The 14331-nt window shown below is 58.2% G+C and carries 14 protein-coding genes; 8 read left to right on the top strand and 6 right to left on the bottom strand.

Annotation, left to right across the window (positions count from 1 at the left end; translation table 11 throughout):
• From Q2M23_RS39300 to Q2M23_RS39290, 3 genes are all read right to left on the bottom strand, one after another.
• On the bottom strand, positions 1 to 1250 hold a 1250-nt coding region (locus Q2M23_RS39300), incomplete at its 3' end, for an AMP-binding protein (protein WP_316398928.1).
• A gap of 21 nt (positions 1251 to 1271) precedes the next feature.
• On the bottom strand, positions 1272 to 1658 hold the full coding sequence (locus Q2M23_RS39295; protein WP_316398929.1) for an ectoine synthase: 387 nt from the start codon (positions 1656 to 1658) through the stop codon (positions 1272 to 1274).
• Positions 1659 to 2073: 415 nt separating this feature from the next.
• Positions 2074 to 2793 carry an aspartate/glutamate racemase family protein gene (locus Q2M23_RS39290; RefSeq protein WP_316398927.1) on the bottom strand — a complete coding sequence of 240 codons (720 nt, stop codon included), beginning with the start codon at positions 2791 to 2793 and terminating at the stop codon, positions 2074 to 2076.
• Between the two features lie 354 nt (positions 2794 to 3147).
• Here Q2M23_RS39290 and Q2M23_RS39285 point away from each other — a divergent pair, with 354 nt between their 5' ends.
• Positions 3148 to 3372 carry an Lrp/AsnC ligand binding domain-containing protein gene (locus Q2M23_RS39285; RefSeq protein ID WP_316398926.1) on the top strand — a complete coding sequence of 75 codons (225 nt, stop codon included), beginning with the start codon at positions 3148 to 3150 and terminating at the stop codon, positions 3370 to 3372.
• Between the two features lie 23 nt (positions 3373 to 3395).
• Here the strand turns inward: Q2M23_RS39285 and Q2M23_RS39280 are convergent, their stop codons facing one another.
• Both Q2M23_RS39280 and Q2M23_RS44235 read right to left on the bottom strand, forming a co-directional pair.
• Positions 3396 to 5519, bottom strand: a complete 2124-nt coding sequence (locus Q2M23_RS39280) for a prolyl oligopeptidase family serine peptidase (protein ID WP_316398925.1) — start codon at positions 5517 to 5519, stop codon at positions 3396 to 3398.
• Between the two features lie 493 nt (positions 5520 to 6012).
• The gene (locus tag Q2M23_RS44235; RefSeq protein WP_410469823.1) at positions 6013 to 6351 is read right to left on the bottom strand and encodes a type IV toxin-antitoxin system AbiEi family antitoxin domain-containing protein; all 339 of its coding nucleotides are present in this window, start codon (positions 6349 to 6351) and stop codon (positions 6013 to 6015) included.
• A gap of 349 nt (positions 6352 to 6700) precedes the next feature.
• Between Q2M23_RS44235 and Q2M23_RS39270 the strand changes: the two genes are divergently transcribed.
• The 3 genes from Q2M23_RS39270 to Q2M23_RS39260 all read left to right on the top strand — a co-directional run bounded on the left by Q2M23_RS39270 (position 6701) and on the right by Q2M23_RS39260 (position 8679).
• On the top strand, positions 6701 to 7294 hold the full coding sequence (locus Q2M23_RS39270; protein WP_316398924.1) for a hypothetical protein: 594 nt from the start codon (positions 6701 to 6703) through the stop codon (positions 7292 to 7294).
• Complete coding sequence (locus Q2M23_RS39265) at positions 7284 to 8231, top strand: nucleotidyl transferase AbiEii/AbiGii toxin family protein (RefSeq protein ID WP_316398923.1); 948 nt, start codon at positions 7284 to 7286, stop codon at positions 8229 to 8231. Before Q2M23_RS39270 ends, Q2M23_RS39265 begins: the two co-directional genes overlap by 11 nt.
• 103 nt (positions 8232 to 8334) lie before the next feature.
• The gene (locus Q2M23_RS39260) at positions 8335 to 8679 is read left to right on the top strand and encodes a hypothetical protein (RefSeq protein ID WP_316398922.1); all 345 of its coding nucleotides are present in this window, start codon (positions 8335 to 8337) and stop codon (positions 8677 to 8679) included.
• A gap of 143 nt (positions 8680 to 8822) precedes the next feature.
• Here Q2M23_RS39260 and Q2M23_RS39255 read toward each other — a convergent pair whose 3' ends face one another.
• A complete protein-coding gene (locus Q2M23_RS39255; RefSeq protein WP_316398921.1) occupies positions 8823 to 9161 on the bottom strand; it encodes a DUF3768 domain-containing protein in 339 nt (112 codons plus the stop codon).
• Between the two features lie 363 nt (positions 9162 to 9524).
• Here Q2M23_RS39255 and Q2M23_RS39250 point away from each other — a divergent pair, with 363 nt between their 5' ends.
• From Q2M23_RS39250 to Q2M23_RS39235, 4 genes are all read left to right on the top strand, one after another.
• On the top strand, positions 9525 to 11693 hold the full coding sequence (locus Q2M23_RS39250) for a phage infection protein (protein WP_316398920.1): 2169 nt from the start codon (positions 9525 to 9527) through the stop codon (positions 11691 to 11693).
• A 69-nt stretch (positions 11694 to 11762) separates the two neighbouring features.
• A complete protein-coding gene (locus Q2M23_RS39245) occupies positions 11763 to 12134 on the top strand; it encodes a type II toxin-antitoxin system RelE/ParE family toxin (RefSeq protein WP_316398919.1) in 372 nt (123 codons plus the stop codon).
• The gene (locus Q2M23_RS39240) at positions 12131 to 12472 is read left to right on the top strand and encodes a helix-turn-helix transcriptional regulator (protein ID WP_316398918.1); all 342 of its coding nucleotides are present in this window, start codon (positions 12131 to 12133) and stop codon (positions 12470 to 12472) included. Before Q2M23_RS39245 ends, Q2M23_RS39240 begins: the two co-directional genes overlap by 4 nt.
• A 22-nt stretch (positions 12473 to 12494) precedes the next feature.
• Complete coding sequence (locus Q2M23_RS39235; protein ID WP_316398917.1) at positions 12495 to 13808, top strand: DUF2130 domain-containing protein; 1314 nt, start codon at positions 12495 to 12497, stop codon at positions 13806 to 13808.
• Positions 13809 to 14331: the final 523 nt, after the last annotated feature.

Here is a 14331-nt window from a genome sequence, read left to right as displayed (position 1 = left end):
CGCTCGGCTGTCAGCTCCGGTTGGTTCAAATAGCCGCGCGCAACCCCCGCCCCGCCAATGTAAAGCTCGCCCACCGCACCAAACGGCACGGGCGCGCCATGACCATCCAGCAGATACACCCGCGTGTTGGCGATTGGGCGCCCAACGTGAGGCATCTCGGGCCAACATGACGGATCAGCTGCAAGGCGGTGCTCGGAAATGACGCTGATTTCTGTGGATCCATATTGATTGATCAATCTCGCGTTCGGGTGTGCCTCGAAGAAAGCCTTAAGCAGGGCAGTAGCCTGCAATCGTTCACCGGCTGTATAAAGCTCTCTTAAAGAAGGCAGCTGCACGCGCTGCGTGCTCCAGACTTCTGCAAGATGATTCAATGCCACGAATGGGAGGAAAAGCCGCTCGATCGCCTCCCGCTTGACAAACTCCAGCAGGTCGGAGAAGCGCCTCCGGGTCTCTTCCCGCAGGAGCACAAGTACTCCGCCGTCCTTCCAACAAATGAACAGTTCCTGGCAGGACACATCGAAGTTCAACGTCGCGAACTGAAGTGTCCGCAGTTTTGACGTGCCAATCCCCACCAGCGAATTCACAAGCGAGCCGTGGGACATTTCGACGCCCTTGGGGATTCCCGTGGATCCTGAGGTGTAGATCACATAGGCGAGATGGCGGGATGTGAGGCCAAGCGTGCGCGGGTCAGGGTCCGAGGGCGGCCGCTCGCACCAGGCCCGGGTGCCGGTATCCAGATCGACCACGCTGACATCGGCGAGTGCCTCGCCCAATGCGGTTCGACCGGCGGCATCACCAAGCAGCAGTCGCGGTTCTGCATCGCCGACAATCTGCCGCAGCCGCGCCGGTGGATAAGCTGGATCCAGCGGCAGATAGGCGCCGCCCGCCTTCATGATCGCCAAGACACCAACCACCATCGCCACGCTGCGTTCCAGGCAGATCGCCACCGGCTGGTCCGGCTTGACCCCGAGCTCGATCAGATGATGCGCCAGCCGGTTGGCCCGCGCGTTGAGCTCGCCATAGCTCAATCTCTCCTTCTCGTGGACCACCGCTACCGCCTCCGGCGCCTTTTGCACCTGCGCCTCGAACAGCTCATGGATGCACAGCTCCGACGGATAAGGCGCCGCCGTCCGATTCAACTCCTCCAGTAGATATTTGCGTTCGTCGGTCGACAGAATGTCGATGCGGCCGACCGGCTGCCCCGCATCGGCCCTCTCGCCATGTAACAAAGTTTGCAAATGCTGCGTCATGGCAGTCGAGCTTCGCCTTGCTCAATATGCCGAGCCTGCCGGGTCGTTCAGCTTGTGGCGCTCGGTTCCGTTAAGGGGTGGGTTGAAGATGCTGACGAGGATCAGGTCCTTGTCCCGCCCCCCGCGCAGAAGATGCTTGTCATGTTTGTCAAGCACATAGATGTCGCCCTTACGAATGGAGAAGACATTGCCGTCCATGTCCTCGACCTCGCCCTCTCCGGCGATGCAGTAGCAGGCTTCGAGGTGATTGCGGTATTGCAGAAGCGAAACGGTGTTAGCGCGGACCACCGTGTGGCAGACACTAAAACCCATGCCGTCCTTCTCCGTCAGAAGGCGGTGGCTCGTACCATTGCCCCAATCGACGAAGTGGCCGGTCGCTTCAACGTCGTGCAGGCTACGCACGATCATGGCGTTCAATTGCCGGATACGCGTCAAATTCATTGTTGCGGCAGCTGCTAGGGATGTTGCCGGGTAGACAAAGCGGTTCCGGTCGCAGATTTGGCAAGTTGTTTCCTTCCTTCGCTGTTCCTCGCGGCGCGAATACAGCACCGCGGGCTCTCAGCTAACTGAGCAAACGTCATGCCATGGTCGCACGCAGATAAAAGATGAATCCCTGACGGTCTCAGCTGGCTAGCGAGCGGAAATCAGCAGGGCAGTGAAGCCAATCTGACAAACTGCTAAGATGAAGCGAACAATTGTCCTTGATGCGCTGCGCGCTACCCGAGATGGCCAGATGCAGCGCGTTGAGACCGCTGCAAAGGCCAGGTGGCCTCACCGCGGACGAGATCAGACGTCGATTAGCGATGCGATCGTCGCTGCGCGCTTAGGGAGGCGGCATGAGCCGACCGCTGCCCTCTGCAAAATCAGCTGCCGCCCTGGCATGCAGTCTCGCCGAATCGAACACCGGCAATTGTGTATGTTCGGGACCGATGAGAAGACCGATCTCCGTGCAGCCAAGGATCAGCGCGTCGGCGCCCCGGGCGCGACCTCGCGCAATGATGTCGATAACTTCCTGGCGCGAGTGATCGGAAACCGTGCCGCAGCACAGCTCCTCGAAAATGACATCGTGAATCAGCCTCCGCTCGCGCTCCGCCGGTATGACCGGCGAAAGGCCGAACCGCTGCCGCAGGCGATCACAATAGAACGGCTGCTCCATCGTATAGCGCGTCCCAAGCAAGAGTGGCCGCGTGACGAAAGCGGCGAGCAGAGCCGCAGCGGTCACATCGACGATGTGGATGAGCGGCACACTCAGCTCGGCAGAAACAATGTCGGCAATCACATGCATCGTATTGGTGCAGATCAGGATGCAGCTAGCGCCTGCATCGACCAACTGCCGGGCGATCCTCGCCAGATAAGCAGCCGCTTGCCTCCATTCTCCCGCCTTCTGAAGGGCGACGATATCGCCGAAGTCAACAGAGCGAAGCAAGATGTCTGCCGAGGCGAGACCGCCGCGGCGCTGACGGACGATCTCGTTGATTTCCTTGTAATAGATGGCCGTGTTTTCCCAGCTCATCCCTCCGATCAGCCCAATGGTTCGCTGCACTTTACGATCTCCACTTGATGCGAAGGCGACACAGGCGTACCGCGCCTTCAGCGACGAATCTCGGCGTTGTAGGAGCAATCTCTCTGGAAGGTGCAAATCAAAGGCCTTATGTTTGCGACGGCAAAACTCTTCTCACCCGAGCTGCGAAGCTGGCAGAAAGGGCATGCCGTCGTCCGAACGATTCTGGACAAGTTGCAGCTCGACCCAAACGATCCGACAACGCTTGCCGGATCGAGCGATCTTTCGGTGCCCGCGTGTTGGCGGCGCATCAAGCACCGTTCAGGACAGCGGTCTGATCGGCTCGTCGCGCTGGTTGACGACGCAAAGCCAACGTAGCGATGAGTGTGTTCATAGGTGTGCGCCGTCGCGCCACTCGATGGCTGGCTTGAGGATTTCCGGCGGGCCATTGCAGATATTCCGGAAATCCTCGAAGCCTCTCGCTTAACCGGCAAAGCCGATTGTCTGCTCCGCCTCGTAGTGCCGCCCGTAGAGGTTGATGATGCAGCTTACAAGAAGCTGATCGCCTGCCTCGACTTTGCTGACGTGAGCTCGTTCACCAGCATGGAGAAGCTGAGGTAGGATCACAGGCGCTCGACCTACGCTTAGGGCGCGGCTCCTGGTGGCTCGGCCGAAAGCCGCTTGGATGCATATGTGTATTCCAGAGCCAGCCTTCGCGCCTGTTCGATGAAATTGGCCGCGCCGCTGTGCCCCCCATCGAGGTTCTCAAAGTAAAAATAAGGTTGGCCAAGCGCAGCAAGCTTTGCGGCGGCCTTGCGGCCGTGCGCAGGATGGACGCGGTCGTCCTTGGTGGAGGTGAAAATGAAAGGCTCCGGGTAGTTCTTGCCCGGTACCAACTTTTGATAGGGCGAGTAGCCCTCGATCCACTCTCGTTGTTCGGGAATGGCCGGGTCGCCATACTCGGCAGTCCAGGACGCGCCGGCGCCCAAGTGGGTGAATCGAAGCATGTCGAACAGCGGCACCTGTATGATCGCCGCGTTGAAAAGGTCGGGGCGCTGGGTCATTGCGGCGCCGACCAGCAGGCCCCCTTGACTGCTGCCGATCACGCCGAGCCGGCGCGGACTTGTGACTTTCCGGCGGATCAGATCGTCGGCGACCGCGATGAAATCATCCCATGTCTTTTGCTTCATTGCCCCCTGGCCGGCCTGGTGCCATGGTGGACCGAACTCGCCGCCTCCGCGCAGGTTGGCAACAACATACGCATTCCCCTGTTCGAGCCATAGCCGCCCCACAGTTCCTGCGTAGGAAGGGAGAAGCGGAACCTGAAACCCACCATAACCATAGAGCAGCGTCGGGGTTGACCCGTCGGGTCTTGCGCTCCTTGGTCGCACCAGGAAGTACGGAATCCGCGTACCATCGCGCGAAGTCGCCTTGAACTGCTCGACGACATGCTTCGATGCGTCGAACGCGGCAGGTGTTGTCTTCAAGAGCTCGAGCCGTTTGCTTTTGGCATCAAAGTACCAAAGCGACGTTGGCGCGAGATAGTCAGAGACGCTAAACATCATCTTGTCCGCATGCTGGGAAACGGCTGATAGGCTGACGCTCGCATTCTCCGGCAGTGGGATCGGCTTGGCATGCCATCTGCCCTGATCGTACCTGTAGACGAATGCCCTGCTTTGAACATTATCCAAAATCGTCAGCACCAGGAAATTCCTGCTGCTGCCAAATCCGCGGAGTGCCTGCCGGCAATTGGGCTGGAAAACGACAGATGGTTTGGCCCGCAGCGGATCCTGCTTCCATTCGGCCAAGTCATACGAGATCATTGAGCCGGCCTTGAAGCTGGTCTCGCCGCTGCGTATCCAGTCTTCGTCCAGTTTCACAAGCAGGCGGCCACTCGCGATGCCGACGATCGCCGACTTCTTCGGCAGATCGAGCTCGATCGGCCCCGCCGGCCCAAACAGCACATACTGGCACTCGAAGCCGTTGATCTGACGAGCGACGCCGGTCACATGAATCCGCCCTTCACCAAGCACCAATGGTACAATTTCGAAGTCGGTGCGCTGGCCACGAAAGACTTCGCGCGCCTGATCGAGCGGCTGAGCGCGCTTGAGTTCTTTCAATACGAAAGCGTAGCCGGCTTCGGTCGTGGTCCCCTCGCCCCAATCACGTGCAACAAGGACAGTGTCACGATCGAGCCAGCTGACGCTCTGCTTGCCCTCTGGCAGCTCGAAACCACCTGCAACAAAGCTTTTGGCGTCACGATCGAACTCGCGGATGGACACGGCGTCCTTGCCACCATCGGAAAGTTCGATGAGGCAGCGGCGTCCAAAGCAGCTGCGCCCCTTGTAGACCCAGTTCTTGTTCTCGGCGGCAGCGAGCACATCGATGTCCAGGATGGTCTCCCATCGGGGATCCTCGCTGCGATAGCTCTCAAGGGTGGTACGCCGCCAGATGCCACGCACATGGCTCTCGTCCTGCCAGAAATTTTCGAGACCTCGTCCTCCCAGCGAAACGTACGGAATCCGGTGTTTTTCCTGGAGGATGGTTAGGGCATCTCGATAAAAGCGCTCATAGCGAGGATCCGACTGCAGCGAGCCGAGCGTCTTTTCGTTCTCGGCCTGAGCCCAGGCCAATGCGCGCGGCTCCTCGGACTCCTCGAGCCAGAGGAACGGATCGTCCGCCGGCGTCGCACCAGACTGCCCGTGGAGCAGCGCGACCGTCAGACATATGATCGAGAGCAACCCGGCGCGCAGAACGGACTTTTTCATTGTCTTATCCTCGGACGGGCACGCACAGGGCGAGCCCGCAGGTTCTTGCGACTGGGCGACGTCGCGAAATACGTGTTGCGAGCGTGCACGCACTATGTCGCGCCGCCCGCACCTCGACTGTGCAAGCAGCATGCCGTCCGGAAAACAGCAGTATCTGACGCGTCGTACCGCATCGCCAGGTCAGCTTCCCGACATGGGTCTGAAGCTGACAATCAGGTGTCCGCCGGGCAACGGTTCGGCATCAGACAGCCTCGCCTGCCCTTTGAGGCCGCTGGTTCGACCTGGGAAATCGGCAGTGCGATATCGCGGCGGGCTGTTCTCGCTTGCGTTCGGACAGACGACGCAAGCCGTTAGCCGACGGAGTGTTGGCGCGTTCGGGACGCCGCCTTTGCTGAGTTGAACGCGCCATAGTTCGGCCTGCCGCGAAGCGATGCGCTGGCGCCAGTAAGAGGATCTCCTGGAAAATGGAAGCGAGCCCGCCTTTTCCCTCGTCTTATGGCTCAAGGCCGGTGTCCAATATCGCAAAGCGCATTCTGACATTGGCGACATGAGCCAGACGCTCGCCTGTCTGTCGACACAACGCTAGCCATTGGCGGTCATCGCATCGATATAGGGTTGCATCGCTTTCCATACACCGGCCTTGCGCGCGAAGGCCGCGATCACCTTTGGGTACGCGCTTGGCAGCCTCGGCGAGCGAGTGATGCGTATCGGTGGAAGCGTCCGGCAGTTGGTAGAGCCCACGTCCAAGTTGAACGACAAGGCCCTTTTGCTTCATGCGGGCAATTGTCGCCGCCGTGACGCCTGCCGTGGCAAGCTCGGAAGGGCGCGCAATACCGCGCTGCTTGAGCAGCTGATGGCACGGTCCTGTTGGGTCGAAGGTGGCTTAGCCATAGCATGATCTAAATTGTCGGATATAAGCGGTCTATATCCTACATTTCATATCATCACTACCCGCCTTTCCAACAGGTAAATCCGTCGCAACCTATTGAAATTACGTAATTTATGAAGATAACTTCCTAGCCACCCCCGCCTTCAATTGGGTACGCGCTCTTGCATCTCTCAGGCTAGGTGCGGCTTATCCATATCAAATAAGAATAAAATCAATATCATAAGGTCTATTCTTGCATGATTATTCAATAAAAAACCATGCAACTAGCCGATTTTTGATCTATATTCGAGGCATGACAAAGCTCGACGAATTGAAGCGCCACTTGAAGCCCGGCCAAGCATACCGGCGCGCCGATCTCGCGCGTTGGTCGACATCTGTCGATCGGCATCTCAGGGAGCTGGTTGAGAGCGGCACCCTCAGGAAGCTCGCCGGCGGCCTCTACATGCATCCGAAGGAAACGGCCTTTGGACCGGCACCGGCGGCCGACAAGGACGTGGTGAGTGCGTTCCTGAAGGACGATACGTTTCTGCTGGCGTCGCCGAACGCCTACAACAGTCTGGGCGTGGGCACGACGCAGCTCTATGACAAGACTGTGGTCTACAATCACAAGCGGCACGGCGAATTCCAGCTCGGCAACCGCAAGTTCGCGTTCCGTGTGAAGCCGCGCTTTCCAAAATCACTGACGAAGGAATTCCTGCTCGTCGATCTTGTCAACAACGTCGATCAGCTCGCCGAGGCCAAGGACGAAGTTCTCAAGCGTGTGGCGGAGCGTGCTGCCCAATCCGATCAGAAGCGCTTGCGTCGTGCGGTGCGCGATTACGGAAGCGAGCGCGCCAAGAAATTCTTTGAGCGCGCGCTGAGAGCGAGCGATTTGCATGCCGCGTGACTTTCTCCACAATCACCGGCAGTTTGCTGATCTGATCCGGATTGTGGCGGACGAGAAGAACATTGATCCGGCTCTGGTCGAGAAAGGCTACTGGATCATGCATTGCCTTTATGGACTTGACGAGCTTGGCTTCATATTCCAGCTAAAAGGCGGCACATCACTCTCCAAAGGTCACAAGATCGTCAGCCGGTTTTCGGAAGACATCGATATTCTGATTCAGCCATTCCCCGGCCAGGATGTAAAAACCGGCAAAAACCAGAACAAACCGGCTCATATCAAGTCACGCAAGGACTTCTACGATTGGCTGGCTGGCCAGATCAAGATTGACGGCATCTCAAACGTCGAGCGCGATACCGAGTTCGATGATCTGCCGAACTATCGCAGCGCTGGCATCAAACTCAACTACACGACGGTCGTCGAGGCCATGGAAGGCTTGCGGGAGGGCGTCCTGCTTGAGGTCGGCTTCGACACGGTGGCGCCGAACGCGCCAAAAGACATCAGCTCGTGGCTCTACGATCGGGCTGTTGCAAGCAATGTGGACGTCATCGACGACCGCGCCATGGAGGTGCCCTGCTATGACGCTGGTTATACCTTCGTGGAAAAGCTGCAGACGGTCTCAACGAAATTCCGCAAGCAGCAGGCGGACGGCAGCGATCCGGTTGGGTTCCGTCACTACTACGATGTCCATGAGTTGCTGAAACAGCCTGACGTTCAGAAGTTCATCGGCACGGAAGCCTACAAGGCTCACAAGCAGGTACGCTTTAGGCAGGGTGATAATCAGAACGTCGCAGAGAACCAGGCCTTCATCCTGAGCGACGCGGAGACACGCGCGCTGTACGCTGACGCTTACAAGCGCAGCAGCGCGCTCTATTACGCTGGTAAGCCGGCGTTTGAGCAAATACTGGCAAATATCGCGAAGTGGGCGAACAAGCTGTAGACGCAAGAAACGACCCGCTCAATGTTGCGGCAAGGCTCCGCCTTCGAGCATTCTCCTACACGGATTGGCTGTTTCGAAAGTCGCGATTGCGAAGGACGGCAATATGGAAGTTCTGGACGAGATCGCGACGCTGGGCCTGATCAAGAAACAAGTGCGGCGCAGCGGGCCAGCGCGGCTTGCCATAGCGTTCTGGGGGCCTGGAGCCGCCAGAAACCTCGGCATAAGTGAACGACGGGATTGCGTAGAGATCATTTGTAACTTGTCGCAAGGCGGAACGAACCCTGACGAAATACGGACTCTCATGGGATTGCCGCAGGTCGGATGCGACCGCAACATCGGCAACAACGAGACCATCAACGGCGACCTGACCCTCGAAGCGGGACGGAAATTGACGCCGAGCCCGCCGAAGCCGCGCTCGTATTCGGCATGTGCGGAGATGATGCCGTAGTGATCGGCCACTACGCTGGCCGCCCGCGCCACGGCAGCCTCCATGCTGCCGATGAGTGCCGCTGGGTGTGTTCATCGAGCGTAGAGCCCACGATCGTATCGCAACGGTCGTTGACGTTGAGTATCTTGGTCATGGCGGGCCTCCTAATACTCGTCGGCCCGCATGATTGTCATCACGCGGTGGGTGATGGTCGGATCAGCCGGTTCGGGCGATGCCGCAGTGCCGGACTGGTCGTAATAGTCAATCTTGAAGAAGTAACGGGAGCCATAGAGTTCGGTGCTGCCGAAGCCGTGTCCGCCGTGCGGGTCGTTGTCGCGCGTGAAGTTGTCGAACTTGCGCACCGCGTCGAGCAACTCAGCCAGGCGATCCGGTTCGAGGCTGGTTACGCCCGGTGTGAGCAGGACAGTGCCGCCAGTTACCAGGTTGCGCCTGAAGCTGTCGTTAAAGCCGCGGATTCTGTCGGTGTTGGTGTGGTCAGTCATTTGAGGTTCTTCCCTTGGTTTTCGGCCACAGCTTTCGCGGCCGTCGGGAATGCAAAAGGCCGGCGGTATCGAGCGGGCGCGCAACGGAGGGTTCGGCCGAGGGCCCCGGCCTCCCGGGAGACGGTTGGATGCCCTGCGCGTTCGCGCCACCGGCCTATGACTCGACATGCAGGCCGCGGGCGTGTGGCGACACCGAGGGCCAAGGTCAACGAGGACAGCACACTGACGTACCGGCATCACGTGATTGACGGACAGCTCCACTCAATCGCAGCATCGCAATTGCGATTGCACGACGATAACCGCACGCGCTAAGCTTGAATCGGATCGCGCTCTAGGTCGAGGTTGAGCGCTCGGGGGATACCTATGAAACAGCTGAGCGTCGAGCTGCAACACTGCTACGGCATAAAGGCACTCAAGGAGCAGTTCGATTTCGGTTCAGGCAGCGCTTGCGCCATTTACGCACCGAACGGCGCCATGAAATCATCCCTGGCGAAGACCTTTCAAGACATCGCGGACGGCAAGGCTTCCGGAGATCGGGTATTCCCCGAACGCCCAACCGCCCGAAAGGTCACCGATGAGACGGGGGCGGAGATCGTCCCGGAATGCGTACTGGTCGTCCGCCCCTATGACGAGGTGTTCGGTCACACCGAGAGGACATCTACCCTTCTGGTCAATGCGGCGCTTCGTGAGGAATACGAAAAGCTTCACCTAGACATTGATGCCGCCAAGGACCGCCTGCTCGCAGCTCTGAAGGCTCAGTCGGGCACCAAAAAGGATATCGAAAAGGAAATATCACTCACGTTTACCCGCGAGGAGCAGCAATTTTATCGGGCGCTGATACGGATCAGAGACGAGCTTGCGTCCCAGAAAGGGCACCCGTTCGCCGACGTCAACTACGACATCATCTTCGATGAGAAGGTGCTGACGCTGCTCAACACCAAGGACGTCAAGACCGCAATCGAATCGTACATCAAGAAATACAACGAGCTGCTGGCCGCCTCGACGTATTTCAAGAAAGGCATCTTCAACTATTACAATGCTTCCACGATCGCGAAAAGCCTCGCAGACAACGGCTTCTTCAAGGCGAAGCACTCGATCCGCTTGAATGCCGATAAAGCCATCGACATCGCGGATGAGAAGGAGCTTGAAAAGCTTATCAAGGCCGAGAAAGATCAGATTTCCAGCGACAACGATCTGCGGAAAAAATTTGGCGACTTGGAGAAGCTCATCCAGCGTAACGCCACCGTGCGGGAGTTCGATGAATATGTCTCCAACAACGAACACATTCTGCCGGAGCTCTCCAATATCGATAAATTCCGGGAAGAGGTTTGGAAATCTTATCTGAAAGCCAACTGGGACGCCTACGTTGAAGTCGTCGACAAGTTTCAGGCGGCGGAAAAGCGCCGGGCCGAGATCGAGGCCCAAGCGGCGGCCGAGCGTACACAGTGGGAAGAGGTCATCGACGTCTTTAATAGCCGCTTTTTCGTGCCATTTAAGCTGGAAGCCAAGAACCGCCTTTCGGTGATGCTCGGGCAAGAGCCCATGCTCTCACTGGGTTTCCGCTTCGAGGACGGCAAAGATTCAGCAGAGGTGCAAAAGGAGTCGCTGGTAGAGGTCCTCAGCACTGGCGAAAAGAAGGCCCTCTATGTACTCAACGTCATTTTCGAGATCCAGGCGCGCCGTAAGTCTGGGCAGAAGACCCTGCTGGTGGTCGACGACATTGCTGACTCCTTCGATTACAAAAACAAATACGCCATCATTCAGTACCTAATGGAAATCGGCGAAGACGCGATCTTCACCCAGCTTATTCTGACGCACAACTTCGACTTTTTCCGTACCATCAACAGCCGGTTGCTCGTTCCCTACTCCCAATGCTACATGGCGTCGAAGAGCGAGGCTGGCCTGCAGCTGGCACGTGCCTCGGGCATCCAGAACGTGTTCGTCCGCGACTGGAAGAAGGCGTTTTTCAATGATCCCATGAAGCGGATCGCGTCGATACCGTTCATGCGCAACCTCATTGAATATACCAAGGGCGAAGATGACCCAGATTACCTGCGTCTGACCTCGCTGCTCCACTGCAAATCGGACACAGCCTCCATAACCGAAGCCGATCTCGACAAAATCTACATTGGCCTGTTTGGCGGCAAGGGTGCCTGGAAGAAGCCCGGCGAGACGGTGGTCGCCTCGATCCAGGCGCAAGCGGAGCAGTGCATCAAGGATGGCAGCACCGCAAAGCTTGAAAACAAGATCGTGCTGTCCTTGGCCGCTCGTTTTTCGGCGGAGAGCTTCATGGTCAAAAAAATCAATGACCAGAAGAAGGTCGACGCGATCAAGACGCTCCAGACCACCAAGCTCCTGTCGCTTTATCAGGCCTGCAAGGATTGCGATGACGGCGCCGTGCGGGTCATTCAACGGGTCGTATTGATGACGCCGGAGAACATCCATTTGAACTCCTTCATGTACGAGCCCATCCTGGACATGTCCGACGATCATTTGCGTGCCCTCTATCAAGACGTAAGCAAACTAAGCTGACGTAAGGCTGCTAGCTCAGGCCTGGGGGACCCATTTGACATTGTCCTATAGGTATATTACTATAACGCCGTGAGCGATCTACTGCGCGCGATCAAGCCCACGGTTTTCGTGGGTTCGAGCAAAAAGGACCTGCGGGCTTTTCCCGCGGCTGTCCGAAGCGAGATCGGCCAGTCCCTTTTTGAAGCGCAGCTCGGCGAACACCCGCGCAATGCGAAGCCCCTGAAGGGCTTCAGCGGGGTTTTGGAGATTCGCGACAATTTCGACGGTGATACCTACCGCACCGTCTACACAACGCGTTTAGAGGGCGTCTTGTACGTCCTGCACGCATTCCAGAAAAAGTCCACCAGCGGCATTGCCACGCCGCAGAGACATATCGACCTGGTCCGGCAGCGCCTGCGCGACGCCGAGGCCATCCACAAGGCAACAAAGGGAGACCGATGATGAGCACGAAGAAGAAGCTGCCCACCCACAGCCAGGGCTCCGGCAACATTTTCGCTGATCTCGGCTTACCGAATGCCGAGGAGCATCAGCTCAAGGCCGCTCTGGTTGTTCAGCTGAAACGGCTGATGGCTGAGCGGGAGATCACCCAGACCGAAGCCGCCAAGCTGGTCGAGATGAAGCAACCGGACCTGTCCAAGCTGCTTCGGGGCCATTTCAAGCTGGTTTCAGTGGAAAAGCTGCTGCGGATGCTGACAGCGTTCGATCAGGATGTCGAAATAACGGTAAAGCCGCATAGGAAGCGTGGCGAGGTTGGCCGGATCACGTTCATTCCGGCGTAGGATTGCCGAACGGGAGGGGTTCATGACATTTAAGGCGACCGCGGCCGGGGCCGCGCATGAACCCACCCTTCACTGCCCCAATTGCCACCACGAGATCCGGCTCACCGAATCGCTCGCCGCTCCCCTTCTCGCGGAAACCCGGCAGCGCTTCCAGGAACAACTGGCTAGCAAGGACGCCGAGGTCGCGCGAAAGACCGAAGCACTCCAACAGGAGCGCGAAAAGCTTCAAAAGGATCGAGAGCAGGTCGAGGACCTGGTTACCAGCCGACTGGCGGCTGAGCGGAGCCAACTCGTAGCTGCTGAAGCGAAGAAGGCCCGCGAAGCAGCCGCGGCCGAGATCCAGGCCCGGACGAACGAGGCGGCCGAGCTTCGACAGCTACTCGACGCGAACAACGCCAAGCTGGCGGAAGCCCAGCAGGCCCAGGCCGAACTCATCCGCAAGCAACGCGCACTCGATGAAGAGAAGCGCGAGCTTGATCTCACTGTCGAGAAGCGTGTCCAGGCGCAGATCGACCCGATCCAGATCAAAGCCAGGCAGGAGGCCGACGAAGCGGCACGGTTCCGTGTCGCCGAAAAGGATCAGACTATTGAATCGATGACACGCACCATCGAGGAGCTGAAACGCAAGGCTGAGCAAGGATCGCAACAGTCCCAGGGCGAGGTTCTGGAACTCGAACTCGAAGAGTTGCTGCGTGGCAGGTTTCCGACCGACACGATTGAGCCGGTCGGAAAGGGCGAGCTTGGCGCCGACGTGATTCAGCAGGTCAACGGATCGATCGGTCAGCCCGCCGGCATTATTCTCTGGGAGACGAAGCGTACCAAGGCGTGGAGCGACGGCTGGCTGGCGAAGTTGCGGGACGACCAGCGCCGCTCTGGCGCCGACGTCGCCTTAATCATCTCCCATGCCTTGCCTAAACATATCGAGCAGTTCGACCTAGTCGACGGCATCTGGGTGGCACATCCGCGTTGCGCATTGCCTGTAGCGGTTGCGCTCCGCCAAGCGCTGATCGACGTGAGCACCTCACGCCTCGTCCAACAAGGTCAGCAGACCAAAATGGAGCAGGTCTACCACTACCTGACGGGAACGAAATTTCGGCAGCGTGTCGACGCCGTAGTCGAGAAGTTCAACGACATGCGCGACGATCTCGACAAGGAACGCAAGTTTATGGGACGCCAGTGGGCCAAGCGGGAAACCCAGATACTGGCCGTCATCGATTCCACGGTAGGAATGGTCGGCGACCTTCAGGCCATCGCTGGGAAAGCCATGCCAGAGATTCCAAGTTTGGAGGTGCAATTGCTGGAAAATGACAGCGAACTGGAGCGAAAGCTAGGATAGCACTGCAGCAGCCGGCGCTCCGAGGCCACACTGCTAATTGCAGATGCGATTATTCAGCTTTCGGAGTCGATCGACCAGTTGAGCGTACCGGACGCCGTTTCCGCCGGAGAAGTGCCCGCACCACGCGACAAGGAACTGCTTCTCTAAATCCAATCTCTTTTCGCGCCGTAGAATGATGGCAATGCGCCAGGGATAGTGCGGGGCCGGGACTTCGCCCATCTTCAGGTACTTGGAAAATGCGTCGGCAACGATGACCGTCTGCTCTCCGCAGATTGTTATCGATTGCCTTCAGGTGGTATCGAAATTCCCCTTCGCTTAGGGAAAGAAAAGCGGGCTCGGACGAGGCTCGATTCCAGCTTTCGCCGCTCGCGAGCATTCGCTTAATGACCGTACCCTGGTTGGCGGACAAAACAACGATCTCTTCGTGAGATAGCGGTGGCGTCTTCTCCATAAAGTCGATGAGTACGCGCAGTGCATCATAGTCCGCTTCACTCACCTCGGTTTCAGACATAGTGGGGGCCCC

Source organism: Bradyrhizobium sp. 33ap4 (assembly GCF_032654765.1).
In the GTDB taxonomy this organism is placed as follows: domain Bacteria; phylum Pseudomonadota; class Alphaproteobacteria; order Rhizobiales; family Xanthobacteraceae; genus Bradyrhizobium; species Bradyrhizobium australafricanum.
The sequence above is the reverse complement of the archived record's forward strand: the minus strand, read 5'-3'. Positions and strand labels throughout refer to the sequence as shown.

What these genes read in the sequence shown, in the direction of transcription:
- Q2M23_RS39240 (WP_316398918.1), top strand. Translation starts at nt 12,131, where the DNA reads ATGATGAGCACGAAGAAGAAGCTGCCCACCCACAGCCAGGGCTCCGGC.
- Q2M23_RS39260 (WP_316398922.1), top strand. Translation starts at nt 8,335, where the DNA reads ATGGAAGTTCTGGACGAGATCGCGACGCTGGGCCTGATCAAGAAACAA.
- Q2M23_RS39280 (WP_316398925.1), bottom strand. Translation starts at nt 5,519, where the DNA reads ATGAAAAAGTCCGTTCTGCGCGCCGGGTTGCTCTCGATCATATGTCTG.
- Q2M23_RS39250 (WP_316398920.1), top strand. Translation starts at nt 9,525, where the DNA reads ATGAAACAGCTGAGCGTCGAGCTGCAACACTGCTACGGCATAAAGGCA.
- Q2M23_RS39265 (WP_316398923.1), top strand. Translation starts at nt 7,284, where the DNA reads ATGCCGCGTGACTTTCTCCACAATCACCGGCAGTTTGCTGATCTGATC.
- Q2M23_RS39255 (WP_316398921.1), bottom strand. Translation starts at nt 9,161, where the DNA reads ATGACTGACCACACCAACACCGACAGAATCCGCGGCTTTAACGACAGC.
- Q2M23_RS39270 (WP_316398924.1), top strand. Translation starts at nt 6,701, where the DNA reads ATGACAAAGCTCGACGAATTGAAGCGCCACTTGAAGCCCGGCCAAGCA.
- Q2M23_RS39295 (WP_316398929.1), bottom strand. Translation starts at nt 1,658, where the DNA reads ATGATCGTGCGTAGCCTGCACGACGTTGAAGCGACCGGCCACTTCGTC.
- Q2M23_RS39235 (WP_316398917.1), top strand. Translation starts at nt 12,495, where the DNA reads ATGACATTTAAGGCGACCGCGGCCGGGGCCGCGCATGAACCCACCCTT.